The sequence below is a fragment of the Leifsonia sp. HAY1-4F genome (assembly GCF_056755275.1).
Map to the genome: position 1 here is coordinate 110,491 of NZ_JBNDHX010000001.1, position 19,419 is coordinate 129,909.

Annotated in this window: 19 protein-coding genes, 1 tRNA gene and 1 pseudogene; 5 read left to right on the plus strand and 16 right to left on the minus strand. The window is 66.9% G+C overall.

Annotated features, from left to right (window positions below; all coding sequences use genetic code 11):
* Positions 1 to 31: 31 nt before the first annotated feature.
* The gene (locus ACPYOG_RS00460) at positions 32 to 1,306 is read left to right on the plus strand and encodes an HD domain-containing protein (RefSeq protein ID WP_481292320.1); all 1,275 of its coding nucleotides are present in this window, start codon (positions 32 to 34) and stop codon (positions 1,304 to 1,306) included.
* 550 nt (positions 1,307 to 1,856) lie between these two features.
* Positions 1,857 to 4,388: a GH32 C-terminal domain-containing protein gene (locus ACPYOG_RS00465; RefSeq protein ID WP_481292301.1), complete on the plus strand. Its 2,532-nt coding sequence runs from the start codon at positions 1,857 to 1,859 to the stop codon at positions 4,386 to 4,388.
* Between the two features lie 102 nt (positions 4,389 to 4,490).
* Here the strand turns inward: ACPYOG_RS00465 and ACPYOG_RS00470 are convergent, their stop codons facing one another.
* The 5 genes from ACPYOG_RS00470 to ACPYOG_RS00490 all read right to left on the minus strand — a co-directional run bounded on the left by ACPYOG_RS00470 (position 4,491) and on the right by ACPYOG_RS00490 (position 9,271).
* A complete protein-coding gene (locus tag ACPYOG_RS00470) occupies positions 4,491 to 4,946 on the minus strand; it encodes a hypothetical protein (RefSeq protein WP_481292302.1) in 456 nt (151 codons plus the stop codon).
* Positions 4,947 to 5,024: 78 nt separating this feature from the next.
* Positions 5,025 to 6,029 (minus strand): glycosyl hydrolase family 32, encoded by a 1,005-nt coding sequence (locus ACPYOG_RS00475; protein WP_481292303.1) that lies wholly within the window; start codon positions 6,027 to 6,029, stop codon positions 5,025 to 5,027.
* 3 nt (positions 6,030 to 6,032) lie between these two features.
* Positions 6,033 to 6,959, minus strand: a complete 927-nt coding sequence (locus ACPYOG_RS00480; RefSeq protein ID WP_481292304.1) for a carbohydrate ABC transporter permease — start codon at positions 6,957 to 6,959, stop codon at positions 6,033 to 6,035.
* Positions 6,956 to 7,915 carry a carbohydrate ABC transporter permease gene (locus ACPYOG_RS00485; RefSeq protein ID WP_481292305.1) on the minus strand — a complete coding sequence of 320 codons (960 nt, stop codon included), beginning with the start codon at positions 7,913 to 7,915 and terminating at the stop codon, positions 6,956 to 6,958. Before ACPYOG_RS00485 ends, ACPYOG_RS00480 begins: the two co-directional genes overlap by 4 nt.
* Before the next feature lie 63 nt (positions 7,916 to 7,978).
* Positions 7,979 to 9,271 (minus strand): ABC transporter substrate-binding protein, encoded by a 1,293-nt coding sequence (locus ACPYOG_RS00490; RefSeq protein WP_481292306.1) that lies wholly within the window; start codon positions 9,269 to 9,271, stop codon positions 7,979 to 7,981.
* Positions 9,272 to 9,438: 167 nt separating this feature from the next.
* Here ACPYOG_RS00490 and ACPYOG_RS00495 point away from each other — a divergent pair, with 167 nt between their 5' ends.
* A complete protein-coding gene (locus tag ACPYOG_RS00495) occupies positions 9,439 to 10,482 on the plus strand; it encodes a LacI family DNA-binding transcriptional regulator (protein WP_481292307.1) in 1,044 nt (347 codons plus the stop codon).
* Between the two features lie 253 nt (positions 10,483 to 10,735).
* On the plus strand, positions 10,736 to 11,275 hold the full coding sequence (locus ACPYOG_RS00500; RefSeq protein WP_481292308.1) for a hypothetical protein: 540 nt from the start codon (positions 10,736 to 10,738) through the stop codon (positions 11,273 to 11,275).
* Positions 11,276 to 11,346: 71 nt separating this feature from the next.
* Here ACPYOG_RS00500 and ACPYOG_RS00505 read toward each other — a convergent pair.
* The 11 genes and pseudogenes from ACPYOG_RS00505 to rplU all read right to left on the minus strand — a co-directional run bounded on the left by ACPYOG_RS00505 (position 11,347) and on the right by rplU (position 19,030).
* Positions 11,347 to 11,422 (minus strand) — tRNA-Ala (locus tag ACPYOG_RS00505).
* A gap of 95 nt (positions 11,423 to 11,517) precedes the next feature.
* The gene (locus ACPYOG_RS00510; protein ID WP_481292309.1) at positions 11,518 to 11,763 is read right to left on the minus strand and encodes a TFIIB-type zinc ribbon-containing protein; all 246 of its coding nucleotides are present in this window, start codon (positions 11,761 to 11,763) and stop codon (positions 11,518 to 11,520) included.
* A gap of 74 nt (positions 11,764 to 11,837) precedes the next feature.
* Positions 11,838 to 12,215: a ribosome silencing factor gene (gene rsfS / locus ACPYOG_RS00515; protein ID WP_090042019.1), complete on the minus strand. Its 378-nt coding sequence runs from the start codon at positions 12,213 to 12,215 to the stop codon at positions 11,838 to 11,840.
* Positions 12,216 to 12,279: 64 nt separating this feature from the next.
* A complete protein-coding gene (locus ACPYOG_RS00520) occupies positions 12,280 to 13,647 on the minus strand; it encodes a hypothetical protein (protein WP_481292310.1) in 1,368 nt (455 codons plus the stop codon).
* Positions 13,644 to 14,246 carry a nicotinate-nucleotide adenylyltransferase gene (gene nadD / locus ACPYOG_RS00525; RefSeq protein WP_481292311.1) on the minus strand — a complete coding sequence of 201 codons (603 nt, stop codon included), beginning with the start codon at positions 14,244 to 14,246 and terminating at the stop codon, positions 13,644 to 13,646. The genes ACPYOG_RS00520 and nadD overlap by 4 nt, the downstream gene beginning before the upstream one ends.
* 11 nt (positions 14,247 to 14,257) lie before the next feature.
* Positions 14,258 to 14,491, minus strand: coding sequence for a hypothetical protein (locus ACPYOG_RS00530; protein WP_090042024.1), 234 nt, complete (start codon positions 14,489 to 14,491; stop codon positions 14,258 to 14,260).
* Positions 14,492 to 14,544: 53 nt separating this feature from the next.
* Positions 14,545 to 15,825 (minus strand): glutamate-5-semialdehyde dehydrogenase, encoded by a 1,281-nt coding sequence (locus ACPYOG_RS00535; RefSeq protein ID WP_481292312.1) that lies wholly within the window; start codon positions 15,823 to 15,825, stop codon positions 14,545 to 14,547.
* A gap of 168 nt (positions 15,826 to 15,993) precedes the next feature.
* Positions 15,994 to 16,767 (minus strand): annotated as a pseudogene (gene proB / locus ACPYOG_RS00540) (glutamate 5-kinase); the annotation flags it as partial.
* On the minus strand, positions 16,764 to 18,362 hold the full coding sequence (gene obgE, locus ACPYOG_RS00545) for a GTPase ObgE (RefSeq protein WP_481292313.1): 1,599 nt from the start codon (positions 18,360 to 18,362) through the stop codon (positions 16,764 to 16,766). The gene obgE and the pseudogene proB, both read right to left, overlap by 4 nt.
* A gap of 82 nt (positions 18,363 to 18,444) precedes the next feature.
* Complete coding sequence (gene rpmA / locus ACPYOG_RS00550) at positions 18,445 to 18,702, minus strand: 50S ribosomal protein L27 (protein ID WP_090042034.1); 258 nt, start codon at positions 18,700 to 18,702, stop codon at positions 18,445 to 18,447.
* Between the two features lie 19 nt (positions 18,703 to 18,721).
* Positions 18,722 to 19,030, minus strand: coding sequence for a 50S ribosomal protein L21 (gene rplU / locus ACPYOG_RS00555; RefSeq protein ID WP_481292314.1), 309 nt, complete (start codon positions 19,028 to 19,030; stop codon positions 18,722 to 18,724).
* Between the two features lie 289 nt (positions 19,031 to 19,319).
* Here rplU and ACPYOG_RS00560 point away from each other — a divergent pair, with 289 nt between their 5' ends.
* The gene (locus tag ACPYOG_RS00560) at positions 19,320 to 19,403 is read left to right on the plus strand and encodes a DUF4031 domain-containing protein (protein WP_481292321.1); all 84 of its coding nucleotides are present in this window, start codon (positions 19,320 to 19,322) and stop codon (positions 19,401 to 19,403) included.
* Positions 19,404 to 19,419: the final 16 nt, after the last annotated feature.

Genomic DNA, 19,419 nt, shown 5'->3' on the forward strand with positions numbered 1-19,419 from the left:
GGGCGGAGCAGTGCGAGACGCGCTGCTCGGTGTGGCGCCAAAGGACATCGACATCGAGGTTCACCGCGTAGCCGACACCGCAAGGCTCCTTCGCGAAATCAGGAAGATCGGCGATGTCGGCGAACGCGGAAGATCGTTCGGAATCCTCGCTGCGCGCATACAGGGTGAAGACTTCGACGTGTCCCTGCCCCACGGGTGCGGCGTGACCGTGAACGCGCGCGGGGACTATGCGGGTGGAGCGGACGAACAGTCGATCATCCACGACGCGTTCTCACGACGGGACCTGACGATCAACGCGATCGGATGGGATCCCGCTTCAGGCGAGCTCATCGACCCCTTCGGCGGACTCCGCGATCTCAGCTCCGGAGTATTACGCGCAACAAGCAGCGCGTTCGGACAAGACCCGTTGCGGCTATGGCGGGTGGTGCAGTTCGCGGGCCGCTTCGGATTTCACGTGGACCACGACACTGCTGCCATCTGCACGAATGTGACGCGCCAGATCCAGGATCAGCCGACGAGCGTCGCCGCCGAGCGCACCTGGATGGAGTGGTCCAAACTGCTCCGCAACGGGAATCACTGGGAGGCGGCGGCGACTGCACTCGCGGCTACCGGTGCGCTCATGCTCCTGCCCGAACTGGAAGCCACGCTGACGGTTCCCCAGGATCCGAGTTGGCACCCGGAAGGCGACGTCTTCACCCATCTCGTCCTCTCCGCGCAGGCAGCGGCGGACAGTTGTGTACAGAACGGCGTCACAGCGGACGATCGCGAAGTGGCGGTCCTCGGCGCGCTGTTGCACGATCTGGGCAAGGTGACTCACACCCGCATCGACTCATCGAACGGCCGCATCACCTCGCTGGGCCACCCTGAGGCGGGTGCAGGGCCGGCACGGTCGTTCCTGCGACGAATCGGCGCTCCATCGCAGATCATCCGCCGCGTCGTTCCGGTCGTCGCCGAACACATGAGTCACGTCTCCGTTCGAGGAACGCCATCGCGACCCGCCCTGCGACGGCTGACCCGCCGATTGGCTCCCGCGACCCTGGCCGATTGGGCTCGCGTCGTAGACGCGGACTGCGCCGGCAGGGGCACGGGCAGCAAGGCTTCGCCGTCCGCGACCTGGCTGCGCGTCGCCGCCGCCGACCCGGTCGGCACCGCTCCGATCCTCAAGGGACGGCACTTGATCTCCCTCGGCATGGAACCCGGACCCGAGTTCGCCGACATCCTGCACAAGGCGCTACAGGCCCAAGACGACGGAGCATTCACAGACGAACGAGGAGCGCTGGCTTGGGTCCGGCAGCACCGCGCCTGATTGCGCGCACGCGCCGGTAACGGATGCGCGGCACGCGGAACGTGTGGCTCGCTCAGCGGGTCCCGAAGTCTTCGGGCCGTGGGCCGGGCCGGAAGTACCCGACCATCGCGCTCGCTTCGGGCGCATCCCACGGGGTGTGGTTGCCCGAATTCGACACCGGCGAGGATACGAGGTTCCGCATACTCGTGGCGGCGACGGTCGATCGCTTCACGATCGTCGACGAAGGATTCGTCGAGCGGCGTACGGCGGCTGCCCTTCGTGGCGAACCTTCTTTTTCCGAACATCCCAGAAGAGGCCGACCCCGCGACGCCGCAGGACTACTGACCCAGGCGGGCAGGGCAGCTGGAGACCCATCGAGCCCTCCACCCCACCAGGGCGCACAGCGCTAGCCGAGCAGGACATCGTTGTCATCCATTGACGCGCCACCGGGGCATCCCGTAAGGTCCCACTCTGACACCGTTGTCAGACAGAAAGGTCACCGAGCATGCCTTCGAGACACGCACAGCCGGGCACACCACAAGGTCGCGCGAGGCGCGCGACCTTGTCCGCATTGACCGTATCGGCCACAGCACTCGCGCTCCTCGGCGTCTCCGCGCCGGCGCATGCGACGACTGCAGCTCCGGCGCCCGCGCCCTACACCGAGACCTACCGCCCGCAGTTCCACTTCACCCCGCAAGCGAACTGGATGAACGACCCGAACGGGCTGCTCTACTACAAGGGCGAGTACCACCTGTTCTTCCAGTACAACCCGAGTGGGAACACCTGGGGCAACATGTCGTGGGGACACGCCGTCAGCAAGGATCTCGTCCACTGGACCCAGCTTCCCGTGGCCATCCCGCAGGACGCGTCGGAGATGGTGTTCTCGGGGAGCGCTGTCGTCGATAAGGACAACACCACCGGTTTCGGCACCCCCGGCAACCCGGCGATCGTCGCGATCTACACGAGCCTCGACAAGGCGACCGGACAGCAGCGGCAGGCCCTCGCGTACAGCACGGACGACGGACGCACGTTCACCAAGTACGCGGGAAACCCGGTCCTGGACATCGGCTCGAGCAACTTCCGCGACCCGAAGGTCTTCTGGTACGCGCCTGGCAACGAGTGGCTGATGACGGCGGCTCTGTCCGACCAGCACAAGGTCACCTTCTACCGGTCATCGGACCTCAAGCACTGGACGCATCTGAGCGATTTCGGGCCTGCCGGTGCGACCGGAGGTGTCTGGGAGTGCCCGGACCTGTTCCCGATGGCCGACCCGGCGAACCCCGGCAAGCAGAAGTGGGTGCTCGTCGTCAACCTCAACCCCGGCAGCATCGCCGGCGGCTCCGGTGCCCAGTACTTCACCGGCGACTTCGACGGCACGTCGTTCACGGCGGACGACAAGGCGTACGTTCCCCCGACCGGGACCTCGCTGGAGAGCTTCGACAACGGGAGCTGGGACGGCTGGAACACGACGGGAACCGCGTTCGGCTCGGCCCCGACGGCAGGTAACGCGCCGGGCCAGGGCGGTGTCTCGGGGTATGAGGGCGCCGGCCTCGCCAACAGCTTCAACGGCGGGGATGGCACGACCGGCACACTGACGTCGCCGGACTTCACCATCGACCAGGCGTACCTGAACTTCCTGGTCGGCGGTGGAAACCATCCCTACGTACCAGGCTCCGTCGCCGGTAACACCATCCCCGCTGGGACGACCTTCGCCGACTTCGAAGGCCCGACCTACGGCGCAGGGTGGACCACGACCGGTGACTTCACCGGCACCGGGCCGGCGGCCGGCACGCTGCCCAACCAGCAGCAGGTCACGGGCTACATCGGCAACCAGCTGGTGAACACCTACATCAACGGCGACGCATCGCAGGGCACCATCACCTCGCCGTCGTTCACCATCTCGAGCAGCTACATCAACCTCCTTGTGGGCGGCGGGAACCACCCGTGGGGCTCACCGGACCCCACGTCAGTGAACCTCATCGTCGGCGGGAAGGTCGTCGCCAGCGCCACCGGTCAGAACGCGGAAGCGCTCAACTGGAACGCCTGGGATGTCCGCGCCTACGAAGGGCAGACGGCGACGATCCAGATCGTGGACCAGAACCCGGGAGGCTGGGGGCACCTGAACGTCGACCAGATCACGTTCTCGCCGCAGCCAGCTCCACCGACGGCAGTCGACACCTCCGTCCGTCTGGTGGTGGATGGGCAGGTCGTCCGGTCCGCGACCGGTGCGAACAGCGAGTCCCTCGACTGGAACAGTTGGAACCTCAGCGATCTGCAAGGGAAGACCGCCCATCTCGAGGTGGTGGACAACAACACCGGCGGGTGGGGTCACATCCTCGCCGACCAGTTCAGCCTGTCCGGAACCGCGGCGCAGTCCAGCATCCAGCGCGCGCACTGGATCGATTTCGGCAAGGACGACTACGCCGCCGTCACCTACAACGACGCACCCGGCGGCAAGCGGATCATGATCGGCTGGATGAACAACTGGGACTACGGCGGATCCATCCCGACCTCGCCCTGGCGCAGCGCGATGACGGTCCCGCGCCAGCTCGGCCTCGAGCAGGTCGATGGCAAGGATGTCCTCGTGCAGCAGCCGGTGGACCAGCTCAACCAACTGGTCACCTCCCCCGTGTCGCATGCCGAGAACGTCAGCCTGCCCACCGGAACCACCCAGCTGAATGCCAGCGGCGAGACCGCGGACATCAACGCTGTGCTCACCGCCGGCAGCGCCAAGACGTTCGGCCTGAACGTGCGAGCCGGGAACGGACAGCAGACCTCCATCGGCTACGACACGTCGACGGGTGAGCTCTACGTCGACCGAACGAAGTCCGGCGACGTGACGTTCGATCCGTCCTTCGCGACGAGCGTGCAGCGCGCCCCGCTGAAGCTGGAAGACGGCCGGCTGAAGCTGCACATCCTCGTCGACTGGTCCTCGGTGGAGGTGTTCGCGGACGACGGTCAGGTGCTCATCACGGACCAGATCTTCCCGGATCCGGCCAGCACCGGCATCAACGCCTACGCCACCGGCGGGACGGCATCGCTCGTCTCCCTGACCGTCCACAAGGTGGCATCAGCCTGGACGACCGGAAAGGCGGCGGACTAGCGCCCGAGCCGAAGGGGTTCCCTGCCTACACGGGCAGGGAACCCCCTTTTGGCGTCTGGCACACACACTCGGATGATCGGCAGGGCAAGAACCTGGCCTATCTCAACCGCGCTCGGCGCGGATCGCTGTCGCGATGCGGACATTCAGGTCATCGAGTTCGTCGAGCACCGAGGTTGCGGCCCACACTTGATTGCGCTGCCTGGACGTCACCTCGTGAACGACGCCTGCGTCTTCTAGACGCTTCATCGCCCGGTATGCGTTCACCGTATCCACCCCCGTGATGTGTTCGGCGTCGGCGGCGGTGATGACCGGGTTCTCCAGGAGATTGTCGATGAGTGTGCGCACCGCACTCCCCCGCCGTGCACCTGCCGATTCGTGCCATTCTCCAGGGAGTTCCCGGAACACTGCAGCGGTTCTTCCCGCCTCCCGGGCGGACGCCTGGACGCACAGGGCAAGGTCTTCGACGATCGCGTCTACGTCACCGGTACGGTAGCCGGTCAGGAGACCGAAGTAGTGGTCCTGATCGGCCGCCAACGCTGAGGCGACGGGCACCACCACCCGGATTAGTTGCGCTTATGGCCGGTAAACGCAACTAACGGACCGCCTAGTTGCCGCTTATTTGCGTTTATGTCCCGATCACCCGGCGGGCGTGCCGATGCCCAGTCGCGGCACCTCGGCGGAGGCGGCGGGTCTCGGGTCTCCGAGCGTGAGCCGCCCGTCCTGCAGCGAGATGGATTGGGGGTCGGTGATGCGGCCCACGAAGGTACCGTCCGGCGCGACGTTCTCGAAGGCGAAGAAGAGCGACTCGCCGGTATCGCGCTCATGGATCACGCGCCCGACGTACAGGTCGTCGTCGGTGAGCTGTTGCGCGTCGTTCGGGTCCCACCGGCCGTCTGCGTCCGGAACGATGGCCCAGATGCCGCCGGTGGTGCCGGAGGCGCGTTTGGAAGCAGCCAGGTCCGGAGCGAGACACGAGAAGAAGAGGACGCTCGTGCCGTCGATCTCGGCCGTGTTCAGCACCTCCAGCTGCCCGAAGCCCGCCCCCGGCGCGCTGAGCGGCGGCTGCAGCGTCCACGTGCTCAAGTCCGGCGAGAGAGCGGTCCCGATGACGCCGCGGTCGTCCGTGCTGCCGTGGTTGGCGCGCGCGGTGATCAGCATCCGCCACTGTCCCGCCCGCTCATCCCGGTACACCCACGGGTCGCGGAACGCCTCATCGTGCCAGTGCCCGTCCGAGAGCCGTTCGTACCAGCGGGCATCCGCGGTGAGGATCGGGTTGTCGGGATTCTTGGTCCAGTCGGAGAGATCGGGCGAGGTCGCCGCCCCGATGCTCTGGATGTTGCCGTCCGGGGTGAGGCTCGTGCCGGTGTAGAACATGTGCCAGAGCCCGTCGTCGCCGCGGACGACGCTACCGGTCCAAGTGGCGAGCTCGTCGAATGCGGGCGGGTCGCTGCGGACCAGGGCGTCCACCACTCGGGTCCAGTTCGTCAGGTCGCCGGAGACGGCGTGGCCGACCGAGGCACGGTAGTGGCGGGCGTCGGGGTTCTTCAGGGCCTTCGAGGCGTAGAGGAAGAAGAGGTGGTACTGGTCGCCGTCGTCTGCGAGCCAGAAGTCCCAGACGTAGCTGTCGGGGAGAGAGAACATGGATCAGCCTTTCAGGCCCTGGGAGGCGATGGAATTGACGAACGAGCGCTGGAAGGCGACGAAGAGCGCCAGCACGGGGATGGTGATGATGCTCGCGTAGGCCATGATCTGGCCCCACGAGGTGTTCAGCTGCTTGAAGTAGTCGATCCCCACCATCGCCGGCCGCACCGCCTCGCTCTGCGTGACCATCAGCGGCCAGAGGTACTGATTCCAGGCCGGCAGGAAGGTCAGGATGGCGACGGTCGCGATCGCCGGGCCGGCGAGCGGCATGATGATCGACCGGTAGATGCGGAACCAGCCGGCGCCGTCGACGCGGGCCGCCTCATCCAGCTCCCTCGGGATGGAGTCGAAGTACTGATAGAAGAGGAAGATCGAGAACGCGCTGGCGACGAACGGCACGATCTGGACGGTGTACGTGTCGAGCCAGCCCTGGACGATCTGCGAGCCGTCGAAGTACGGGAGCTGGTTGACCTCCCACAGCAGCGGCAGCGCCATCACCTCGAACGGGACGATCAGCGTGGCGAGGATCACTCCGAGCGCGACCCGTCCGCCGGGGATGCGGATCCGCGAGAGCGCGAACGCCGCGAGCGAGTTCACGATCAGGCCGAGCCCGACGGTGAGGACGGAGATCAGCACGGAGTTGAACAGGAACTGCGCGAACGGGACGCGGTCGAAGACACCGACGTAGTTGTTCAGGCTGATGTTCCCCACCGGCAGGAATGCTTGGATCCCTCCGAGGTCTCCGAAGATCTGCGTGTCCGGCTTGAAGCTGGAGACGATCATGAAGACCAGCGGCAGCCCGAACACGAGGGCCAGCAGGATCTTGGCGGCGAGCGTCAGCGCAGCGCCCCACCCGGGGAGCCGGCTCCTTCGCGGGTTGCGAGCGTGTGCCGTGTCGATGTCCGCGATCTCGCGAATGGTTGCGCTCATCGTCGGGCCTCCTTGTCTCGGGTGAGGAACCGCTGGGTGAGTGTCACGATCAGCACCAGGACGAAGAACACGAGCGAGATCGCGGATGCGTAACCCGTCTGCTGCTGCTGGAATCCGCTCCGTACGGCCTGGAACACCAGGGTGGAGGTGGAGTTGAGCGGTCCCCCCTGGGTCATGATGTTCACCTGCGCGAACAGGCCGAACGCCGCGATGGTGATCGTGATCAGGATGAAGGTGCGAGTGCCGCGCAGACCGGGCCACGTGACGTTGGTGAACTGCTGCCAGCGGCTCGCGCCGTCGAGCGACGCTGCTTCGTAGAGTTCCGCGGGGATGGTCTGGAGGCCGGAGAGCCAGATGATCATGTGGAAGCCCATGGCCTGCCAGGCCGACATCAGGATGATCGCCAGCAGCGCCCAGTGCGGGTCGCCGAGCCAATCGGGTCCCTGGATTCCGACCTTGCCGAGGACCACGTTGATCAGTCCGTCCTTCTGGTACAAGAACAGCCAGAGCATCGAGACCACGACGATGGAGGTGACCACCGGCAGGAAATAGACCGTCCGGAAGAACGTCGTCCCTCGGGTTCGCGTGTTCACGAGCACAGCCAGGACCAAAGCGAGGGCTGATTGCAGGGGCACGATCACGACCGTGAACACGATCGTGTTTCTCAGGGATGCCCAGAACGTGTCGTCTGTGAAGACAGCGACGAAGTTGTCGAGACCGACGAAGTGTGCCGGTTCGGGAGAGATCAGCCGGGCGTTGGTGAACGCCAGGCCGAAGGTGAGCCCGATCGGGACAAGGAGGAAGGTGAGGATGAGGATGGCGGCGGGTGCCAGCATGATCCACCCGACGACGGCGTCGGTGCGCCCGCGGGCGGTCCCGACCTTCTGCGGGGGCATGCGCGACGGGAGCTCAGCGGCGCGCTCGGAAGCCGCAGCCGGTTCGGTGACGATACTCATGAGACGTCCTTGTCCGTGGAGGGCCCGGCTCGACCGCTGCTGCGACGAACCGGGCCCTGCGTGTCACTTGAAGTAGTTGTTCGACTTCCGGTTGGCGTCGATGTCCTTGACCGCCTGGTCGAGGATCGACTTCGGGTCGCCGCCGTTGATGATGTCCTGGGCGGCCTTCGTGAACGTGGTGGCGATGAACGGGTAGCCGGGGGTCACGGGACGCACAACAGCTTGCTTCTGCGAGAAGTCACGGAGCTGCGCGTTCACCTCGCCGGGCCCGTAGCCGGGAACCTGTGCGGCTGCCGCCGCCGTGGCCGGAATCGTTCCGGCGGCCTTCGCCACCTGGGCGACGTACTTGTCGGCGGAGGCGAACTTCATGTAGGCCATTGCGCCGGCCGTGTTTCCGCAGGTCTTGGAAACGCCCCACTGCCAGGAGGCGCCACCAATCTTCGGCCCTTTGCCCAGGTCGACGGACGGCAGGAGCACGACGTCGCTGCCGAACTTCTTACTCATCTCGTCAGCGGCCCAGGAGCCGTCGTAGAGGATGCCCGTCTTGCCGTTCAGGAAGTCCTGGTCGGAGGCCGCACCGGACTTCTTGGCGATGTACCCGTTGTTGACCAGGCCCTGGAACCAGTGTGCCCAGTCCAGCGCCGCCGGCCCGTTGAGGGCACCATCGGCGCTCTTGTAGTCCGAGCGGTTGATCAGGTCGCCGCCGGCGCTCTGCAGGAACGGGGAGTACGCGTAGGGCCACCACTCCCCCGTGGAGCCGGTCATGAAGTCGGCCGGGTACTGGAACTTGCCGGAGGCCTTCAGCTTGGCCAACGCGTCGTCGAACTCGGTCTTGGTCCACGGCTTGTCGAGGGTCGGGATCCGGATGCCCGCCGCATCCAGGGTGCTCTTGCGGGAGATCATCGCGAGAACCACGTCGTAGTAACCGTAGGAATAGGTCTTGCCGTTGTACTTGCCGACGGTCGACGGGAGGAAGTTCGACAGGGTGGAATCCAACCCGGTGAGCGGCTGGAGGTACCCCGCCCATGCCCAGTTCGGAACATTCGGGCCGTCGATGTCCATGATGCACGGCAGCTTCTTGGATGCGGCAGCAGCGGTCACCGACTGGTTGTACGAGTCCTGCGGGAAGGCCTGGACCTTGACCTTGTACGTGGATTGGCTTTTGTTGAAGTCACTCACGATCTTCTGCACCGCACCGAGCTCAGCCTTGTTGCCGGCGTTGTGCGTCCACATGACCAGCTCGCCACCGGAGGTTCCTGCACTGCCTCCGGCCTTTGCGCAACCGCTCAGTGCCAGAGCTGTGGTGGCGACGATGACGCCTGCCGCCATCAGCTTTCGACGGGCCTTGGTTCTCACGGGATCCTCCATTGGACTCGGGGGTAGACGAGGGGTTTTAGACGAACTGAACGCATTTAGTTTTGGCCTAAACGCGTTTAGGCGTTGAATGTAGCAGTAGTATCGGGGCGGCGCAAGCGTGGCGGCGGTTTTATCGGCTACGGTGCCCGGGGAGGATGATGACGGACGTGAGCAAACGGGCGACGATCGCTGATGTGGCGCAGATGGCCGGACTGTCCAAGGCGTCGGTGAGTCTGATCCTGAATGACCGGCCGGACACCGGGCTGTCTGCGGAGACCGCTGAGAAGGTTCGGCGGATCGCCGCAGAGCTGAACTATCGCCCCAACCCCGCAGCCCGCGCCCTGCGTTGGGGCACCACGCAAACCGTGGGTTTCATCTCCGATGAGGTCACTCTGACCCGGTATGCGACGGCGATGATCCGGGGGGTGCTCGATGTCGCTGCGGAGAGCGGGCATACCGTCCTGATCGCGGAGCATGGCCACCATCCGGAGCGGCTCTCCAGTCAGCTGGAGACGATGCTCGATAACCGCGTGGGCGGGTTGCTGTTCGCGGCCATGGCGGCCAGGCAGGTGGAGATCCCCGACCTGCCCAGCGGTCTTCCCATCGTCATGGTGAACGCCACCACCTCCGGAAACGCCCCCGCGGTGCTGCCACAAGAATTCGACGCCGGCGCCGAGATCGCCAACACTCTCATCCAGGCCGGGCATCGCCGGATCGCCCTGCTGGGCCGGCGCACGCCCGAGCAGATCCCGCCGGAGATCTCAGCGACCATCGGCGATCGGCAAGCCGGCATCGACCAGGCGATATCCGATGCGGGTCTCCAGCTGGTCGCGCAGGGCTTCGAGGCCGAGTGGGCACCCGCGGAGGGGTACCGGCTGTGTCGGGAACTGCTGGAGTCCGGGGTGGCGTTCACCGGGCTCATCTGCATGAACGACAACCTCGCGTTCGGGGCGTATCAGGCGCTGCTGGAAGCCGGGATCCGGATTCCCGACGACGTGTCGGTGGTCTCGTTCGACGACGACGAGATCGCAGGCTACCTCCGCCCCCAGCTGACCACGGCCCGGCTACCCTACGAGCAGATGGGCCGCATCGCCATGGAGCTCCTCCTCAATGGCACCGATATCCCCCACCGCACCCTGGTCCCCATGCCGGTGATCCGGCGAGACTCCGTCGCCCCACCCGCCGACGACGTCGAGCGGGCTTCACCGTGAAAGATCCGGTCCTGCCCGCAAGCTTTGAACTCCTGGCCGTCGTTCCGACGTCGGCTTGGGCAGCGATCCTCTTGGCAGCTCTGCTGACGCTTGCCAGGTCCACCGACGTCACCCCGAGCGAACGAGTGTGGTGGAGTATCGCGATAGTGGTTCTGCCCGTTGTCGGGGGCGTCGGTTGGTTGATCGCCTACTGGATCGACCGGAGGCGCCTCGCGCGTCGGTAGACGCGTCTCGCGAGGGTTAGCGTGAGACCATGAGCAACCTCAGGGTGATTCGCGTATGGATCGTCATCTTCATGGTCGGTCTGGTCGTGAGTGGGGTGACGGCGTTCCCGCTCGAGACAGAGCTGCGCGCAGTTTCCAGCGTGCTCCACGCCATTCCGGCAGCGGAGCTCCTTCCTGGGCTTGTGCAGTGGATCGATCGGGTCCGCGACGCTCTCACCGAAAGCGGGGCACAGTACCCGTTCCTCGCGTACGGGACGGATTGGCTGGGGTTCGCTCACCTGGTCATCGCCGTCGCGTTCATCGGGCCGCTCATGGACCCGGTCCGCAACATCTGGGTTCTCCGGTTCGGGATGATCGCCTGCGCCATGGTCATTCCTTTCGCCTTCATCGCCGGCAGCATTCGTGGCATCCCCGTCGGTTGGCAGCTGATCGACATGTCGTTCGGCGTCCTCGGCGTGATCCCGCTCATCTTCGCCTACAGGCGCACACAGCGGCTTGCGACCCCTGCCGCGCCACGAATCGTTCCTGATACAGGAGTTGAAGCGTTGCCGGGCAGGGCGCAGTTGTAGCGGCCTCGGCACTCCGTGTGGCCCGCTATAGCGTGAGAAAACCCCGTCATTTCGTTGAATGACGGGGTTTTTGGTGGATCTGAGGGGACTCGAACCCCTGACCCCCTGCATGCCATGCAGGTGCGCTACCAGCTGCGCCACAGACCCAGAACGTGTGTCTCTTCGGCCTTCTCAGGCCGCCGGAACAACTCGTCCAGACTACTACACGGACAGCGCCAGAAAAAACTGAGCCGGTCCCTGCGTCAATCGAACAGGTCGCTCAGCCAGTTCTCGCGCTTCTTCCGCGAGGGCTGCCGTCCATACTCCTGGCGACCGTACTCCTGCCGTGCGTACGGCTGCGGAGCCGCGGCGACAGAGTCGGCGCGCTCGATGATCTTGTCGAGCTCGCCGCGGTCGAGCCAGACACCACGGCACTCCGGGCAGTAGTCGATCTCGACGCCGTTGCGCTCGCTCATGACCAGGGACACGTTGTCGGTGGGGCATCTCATGACACCAGTGAAGCGTGCGCGTATGAGAGACTTCTCAGGCGAACGTGGGAAGAGGCTGGGAGCGAGCCCGTGTACTACTCGGCGCGCTCGGGCACCGGCAGTTCGACGGGGAGCACCGGGCAGTCCTTCCAGAGGCGCTCCAGCGCGTAGTACATCCGGTCCTCCTCGTGGAAGACGTGGACGACGACGTCGCCGAAATCGAGCAGCACCCAGCGGCCTTCGCCCTTGCCCTCGCGACGTAGCGTCTTGACGCCGGACTCGTTCAGCCGGTCCTCGACCTCCGACGCGATGGCGATGACGTTCCGCTCCACGTGGCCACTGACCAGCAGGAAGACGTCGGTCAGCGGCAGGGGTCCCGAGACGTCGAGGGCGATGATGTCCTGGCCGCCCTTCGAGTCGGCGGCGACTGCCGCCAGCTGCAGGAGTTCTCGGGCGTGCGGGGATGCGGTCACTGGCGGCCCTCCGGTCGCGTTCGGTGCGAGGTCGGTACGGAAGTGGATGAAGAACTGCGGATGATCAGAACACCTTCAGGACGTAGGCGGCGACCAGCAGACCGATGACTCCGATGGCGAGCACGCCGGCGGTGACCATGAGGACGACGGGGAGCGTGTTGCCGCGCTTCTTGGGCGGTGCGATGACACCGCGGGTCGAGGTGTGCGTGCTGATGGCGCGCGACGCGCGGACCGGCTGCACCTCGGACGTATTGAACTCGTTCTCCTCGCCGTCGAGAAGACGGTCGAGGTCGGACGAGTCGATGTGATCAGGATGCGCACCCGTGGCACCCATCCCTCGCGGGAGGTCGATCGACCCCGTGACGAGGATCTCGCCGGTGCTCGTCAGCGGAGCCGTTGCATCGGGATGCGGGATGGCCGGGAGGATGAGCGCGTTCGTCGTCGTGGCCGCCGTCGACTGGCCGACGTTGCGCGAGGTGATCGGCTCGTTCCGGTCGTCGAGCTCCGCGGCGGTGGACCAGTGGCCGGTCGGCGGAGTGAACGGCCTGCGCTCCTGGGTGGAGACGTCGTCTGTGCTGTCTCCCGCGGGAGACACCTGATCGGCGGCCTTCGCCGGCGCCGCCTCGGCCTTCGGCGACGGCTGCGCGCCGAACGCCGCGAACGGCGAGGTCAGGCTCTGGGTCGCCGTGGCCTCGGGCTGCGGAGTCCGCGAGGCGGAGGGCACAAGTGGCGGGAACGGCCAGGCCGACTTCTCGCTGGTGGAGGCCGAGCCGCTCGACTGCGCCGGGGCGGCCGCGGAAGCCTCGGACGCGCTGGGCGGTGTGCCGATGGAAGGAATTGGGGCGACCGCCGGCCGGGGCTTCGGCGAAGAGGCCGCACCGCCCTCGGGCTCGGAGGTGAAGGTCACCGGGACAACCGGCTCTCCAACCACGGCGGGGTGGCCGGCCTGGCCGTTCGCCTGCTCCGCCTGCTGCATCGCACGCAGTTCGCGGCGCGTGAGCGTCCTGCCCTGATCGGTCGGCTGCTGGCGCACCGGTGCGGCGGCCGCTGCTGCTGCTGAAACCGGTGGGGTCGTCTCGGGCTGGAGAATCGCCATCGGCTGCGTCACGGGTTCGGGCTGGGACACGTCCGGAGCCTGCTTGAACAGATCGAACACATCGCTCGACGGAGATGAGACGCCGGGCTCGGCGAAAGCGCTGGCCGGAATGGCGGGCTGCTCGACGTCTGCGGCGGAGTCGCCCTGAGCGGCTTCCTCCTGCGTCGGCTCTACCGCACGCTCGCGCTGCGGGGAGTTGGTGGTGACCTCGGGGATCTGCCCGGCGGGGGTCGGCTCGGCGGTGCCCGCGCGTCGGGAAGCGGAGCGCTCGAACTCCCTCGCCTGTCGCCGCGTCTGCGGCTGGCCCGCTGGCGGCTCTTCAGGCCACGATGTCATGCCACGCTCCGATACAGATGGTGTTTGGAGATGTACTGAACGACCCCGTCGGGTACGAGGTACCAGACCGGGAATCCCCTGCTCACCCGGCTCCGGCAATCGGTCGACGAGATCGCCAGGGCCGGAACTTCCAACAAGCTTACGTCCTGCTCCGGCAATCCAGAAATACTCAAGTCGTGTCCCGGGCGACTCACAGCCACGAAGTGCGCGAGCTCCCAGAGCTCGCTGACGTCCCGCCAGCTGAGGATCTGGGCGATCGCGTCCGCGCCGGTGATGAAGAACAGCTCGGCGTCCGGCCGCTCCTCGTGGAGGTCGCGCAGGGTGTCGATCGTGTAGGTCGGGCCTTGCCGGTCGATGTCGACGCGGCTCACCGTGAAGCGGGGATTCGACGCTGTCGCGATCACGGTCATGAGGTAGCGGTGCTCCGCCGCCGAGACCGGACCCTTCTGCCAGGGCTTGCCCGTCGGCACGAAGACGACCTCATCCAGCCCGAACGACTGGGCGACTTCGCTGGCCGCGACCAGGTGACCGTGGTGGATCGGGTCGAAGGTGCCGCCCATCACGCCGATCCGCGGCCGGCCCGTCTCCGTCAGCTCCATGCGGAGGTGGCTCAGTGCCCCTGGGTCGGGTGGCCGCTGCCGTGGTGGGTCGCGCCCGGGGCGCCGGCGTGGGCGGCGGCATCCGGTGCGGAGCGGTGGCTGTGCCGGTTGGCGACGTCCTTGAAGCTCCAGACGACGAACGACAGCGCGATGAACACGACGATCGCGATCGCGCCGTAGGCCCAGGTGGGCATCGGCAGCTCGACGTGGGTCTCCGCCGCGAGGACGGTCGTCAGAAGTGACATCGTGCGCAATCCTTTCTCGGGGCCAGAGGCCCGCCGTCAAGTCTAGCGGTCGGCTATGCGCGGATCTGGCCGGACCCGCGGACGATCCACTTGGTGCTGGTCAGCTCCGGGAGGCCCATGGGGCCGCGGGCGTGCAGCTTCTGCGTCGAGATGCCGACCTCCGCCCCGAACCCGAACTCACCGCCGTCCGTGAACCGCGTGGAGGCGTTGACCATGACCACCGCGGAGTCCACCTCGGCGAGGAAGCGGTCGGCGCTCTCGAGGTCGTTCGTCACGATGGACTCGGTGTGCTGCGTCGAATACCGGCGGATGTGCTCGATCGCCTCATCCAGCCCGTCCACCACCTTCACGGAGATGTCGAGGCTCATGTGCTCGGTGGCGTAGTCTTCCTCGGTCACGGGCACCGCGTCTGGCGCGAAGGACAGAGCCCTCTCGTCCGCGTGGATCGTGACCCCCTCGGCCCGGAGCGCGGAGAGCACCGGCGGCAGCAGGCGTTCGGCCGCATCGCGGTGCACCAGGAGCGTCTCGACCGCATTGCAGACGCTCGGACGCTGGACCTTGGAGTTGCGGACGATGTCGACCGCCCAGTCTTCGCGTGCCGATGCGTCGAGCACGACGTGGACCACGCCGGCGCCGGTCTCGATCACCGGAACGGTCGACTGGGTCACGACGGTCTGGATGAGCTCGGCGCTCCCCCGCGGAATGAGCACGTCGACGTAGCCGCGGGCAGTCATCAACTGCGCAGCGCCCTCGCGGCCGAAATCGTCGATGGTCTGAACGGCGTCGGCGGGCAGCCCGGCACTGGCCAGTGCCTCCTGGATAACGCGCACCAGCACCCGATTCGTCTCGATGGCCGCGCTGCCCCCGCGCAGGACCGCCGAGTTGCCGCTCTTGATCGCCAGCGCGGCGATGTCGATCGTCACATTGGGCCGCGCCTCGTAGATCGCGCCCACGACGCCGAACGGCACCCGCACCTCGGTGATCTTCACCCCGTTCGGGAGCGCACTCCCCCGCACGGCCTCACCGACGGGATCTGTCAGTCCCACGACCTCGAGAACAGCGTCGGCGAGTCCCTGCAGCCGCGCCGGGCTCAGGGTCAGCCGGTCGAGCAAGCCCGTCGACAGCCCGTTCTCACGCCCATTGGCCAGGTCGAGCTCGTTGGCTGCGAGGATGTCGGCGGAGGCGACGAGGACGCCGTCGGCGATGGCGCGCAGAGCGCGGTTCTTCTGCTCGGTATTCTCCGTGGCCAGAGCGCGCGACGCCGTCTTGGCGGCCGAGAGCCGCTCTTGAAGCGAAAGGGTCGCGGCGGGCGCCGCACCGGTGATCGAGGACATGCGTCGATTCTAAGACGCGGTCGCGTCAGACGTGACGGCGTCAGGCGAATCGGTGGAGAGCGTCCCCTTGGGGACGGATTCATCGTCGAGCCCGTACGGTCCCGCCGCCGTCGTGCCGGCCACGGACGTACTGGGCCCGGACGTGCTGGGCGCGGACGTGCTGGGCGCCGGGGCGAACCACGTCCCGACCCGCTCGCCACGCAGCGCCTGCGAGACCAGCGAGGTCGCGGTGAGCACCACCGCCGTGCCCTGCTCGGCAGCCTGACGCGCCGCCGAGACCTTGGTGACGGCACCGCCGCTGCCCACGCCCGAGAGCCCCGTGGAGCCGATCTCGACACCTTCCAGCTCGTCGTCCCAGCCCACCTGATCGATGCGCTCGGCGCCGGGCTCATGCGGAGGCCGCGTGTAGAGCGCATCCACATCGGACAGCAGCACCAGCACGTCCGCCTGCACGAGCAGCGCCACCAGAGCGGCCAGGCGGTCGTTGTCGCCGAAGCGGATCTCGTGCGTCGCCACGGTGTCGTTCTCGTTGACGATAGGGAGGATGCGGAGGTCGAGCAGCCGCTCCATCGCGCGCTTGGCGTTGCTGCGGTGGGTCGGGTTCTCCATGTCGCCCGCGGTCAGGAGCACCTGGCCGGCGACGATCCCGAAGCGGTCCAGGCTGTCCTGGTACCGGTAGATCAGCACGTTCTGGCCGACCGCGGCCGCAGCCTGCTGGGTCGCGAGATCGGTGGGGCGCTCCGAGAGCGAGAGGTACGGGATCCCCGTGGCGATGGCGCCGGAGGAGACGAGGATGACCTGCGTGCCGCGGCCATGGGCCTCGGCGAGGGCGTCGACCAGCGGCGCGATCTGTCCGGCGTTGTCGCCGCTGATGGACGACGAGCCCACCTTGACGACGATGCGCCGGGCGGAGGTGATCTGGCTGCGGTCGTCGATAGTCATCGCTCGGTGCTCTCCTCGTCTCCGCCGTTCGCGTCGGTCCTCGTCCGGTCCGACGTGCTCCGGCCCACGCCGCTCACGACGTTCTCGTCGTAGGTGTCGTCTGCCCAGAGGCCGGCCTCGCGCTCCCGCTGGAGCTCCTCACGGGCCTCGGCCTTCGCATCCATCCGATCGAAGTACTCCTCACGCCGCTGGGCACGGGTCGCACGCTGGTTCGTGTCCAGGCGGGTGTCCGTGCCACGCGGTGCGGTGATGAGCTCGGCAGTCGAGGTGAGGGTGGGCTCCCAGTCGAACACGACGCCGTTGTTCCGCCCGATCACGACGGTCGACCCGGCGACCGCTCCTGCCCGGACCAGCTGGTCCTCGACGCCGAGCTTCGCCAGCCGGTCGGCGAGGAAGCCGACGGCCTCGTCGTTCGCGAAATCCGTCTGAGCGACCCAGCGCTCGGGCTTGGCTCCGAGGATGCGGTACACCGGGCCGTCCGAGCCGCCCTCGACCTTGACGACGAAGCCGTTGTCGTCCACGGCCTTGGGCCGGATGACGATCCGGGGTCGCGCCTGCTCCAGCGCTGCCAGTTCGGCGCGGGCGTGCTCGACGAGTTCGGCCAGCGCGAAGGACAGGGGCCGCAGGCCATCGTGGCTCACCGCCGAGATCTCGAAGACGCGGTAGCCGCGACGCTCGAGTTCCGGCCGCACGAACTCGGCGAGCTCGCGCGCATCCGGAACGTCGATCTTGTTGAGCGCGATCAACTGGGGACGCTCGAGCAGAGGCTTCTGGCCCTCGGGCACAGGATATGCGGCGAGCTCGCCGAGGATGACGTCGAGATCGCTGAGCGGGTCGCGTCCGGGTTCCAGGGTTGCGCAGTCGAGCACGTGCAGCAGGGCCGAGCAGCGCTCGACGTGGCGGAGGAACTCGAGCCCGAGCCCACGGCCTTCGCTCGCGCCCTCGATCAGGCCGGGAACGTCGGCGACGGTGTAGCGGACGTCGCCCGCCTGCACCACTCCCAGGTTCGGGTGGAGGGTCGTGAACGGGTAGTCGGCGATCTTCGGCTTGGCCGCGGACAGGGCCGCGATGAGACTCGACTTGCCCGCGGACGGATAGCCCACCAGGGCGATGTCGGCGACCGTCTTCAGCTCGAGACGGATGTCGCCCTCCCACCCGGGCGTGCCGAGCAAGGCGAAGCCGGGCGCCTTGCGCTTCTGGTTCGCCAGGGCCGCGTTGCCCAAGCCGCCGATGCCACCTGCCGCCGCGACGACGCGCATCCCCGGCTCGGTCAGGTCGGCGAGCTCCTCGCCGTCGGCGTCCTTGACGACGGTTCCGACGGGGACCGGCAGCTCGAGGTCTTCACCGGTGTGGCCGCTGCGGTGGTCGCCCATCCCGAAGCCGCCGTTCTCGCTCGACCGATGCGGTGAGCGGTGGTAGCCGAGAAGCGTGGTCACCTGGGGGTCGGCGACGAGGATGATGTCCCCGCCGTTGCCGCCGTTGCCGCCGTCGGGCCCGGCAAGGGGCTTGAACTTCTCGCGGCGGACGGAGACGCACCCGTTGCCGCCGTTCCCGGCGCGCAGGTGCAACGACACGCGATCGACGAACGTTGCCATGGGGGTCTCCTGTTTACTCGTGAAAAGGCGGATGGGCGGGCCGAAGCCCGCCCATCCGGAAAATGGTGCTCGTGGAAGAGCGTCAGACCGCGGCTTCCACGATGTTGACGACCTTGCGGCCGCCCTTGGTGCCGAACTCGACCGCACCGGCGGCGAGGGCGAAGAGGGTGTCGTCGCCACCACGGCCGACGTTCACGCCCGGGTGGAAGTGGGTGCCGCGCTGGCGGACCAGGATCTCACCCGCGTTGACGGTCTGGCCGCCGAAGCGCTTCACGCCGAGACGCTGAGCGTTCGAGTCGCGGCCGTTGCGAGTGGAGCTCGCTCCCTTTTTGTGTGCCATGGTGTGTTCTCCTCGTCGGCTACTTGATGCCGGTGATCTTGACGCGCGTGAGGTCCTGGCGGTGGCCCTGGCGCTTCTTGTAGCCGGTCTTGTTCTTGAACTTCTGGATGACGATCTTGGGACCGCGCAGGTTGCCGAGGACCTCGGCGGTCACGGTGACCTTCGCGAGGGACTCAGCGTCGGAGGTGATCTTGTCACCGTCGACGAGCAGAACCGGTGCGAGCTCGATCGTGCTGTCCTTGTCGGCCTTGATGCGGTCCATCGTCACGATGGTGCCGACCTCGACCTTCTCCTGTCGGCCACCGGCGCGCACAACTGCGTAAACCACTTGTCAGTACCTTTTCGTCGGGGAACAGCTCCCGGCGCTGCCGTGGACCTGGTCCTGCTCTTGTCTCTGTTGGAAACTTGTGTGTTCTGGAAGTCACTGGCGAGTCGGGCCGACCGCTGCTGCGACCGGCTGCTCTCAGAAAACCATGATGATTGCGCGGGCTGAGCCCGGCACACACCAACGGTCAACTTTACCCGACGCCCTATCCATCGTCAATTCGACGGGGACTGTGCGCCTCGGGTCGAGACCGCCCGGCTCCGCGTGCGGAACCGGTTCCTAGAATCATTCTATGACGGTCCTGATCGATCCCCCGGCATGGCCGGCCCACGGCATGTTGTGGTCGCATCTGGTGCTGTCTCTTATACACATCTGACGCTGCCGACGACGGA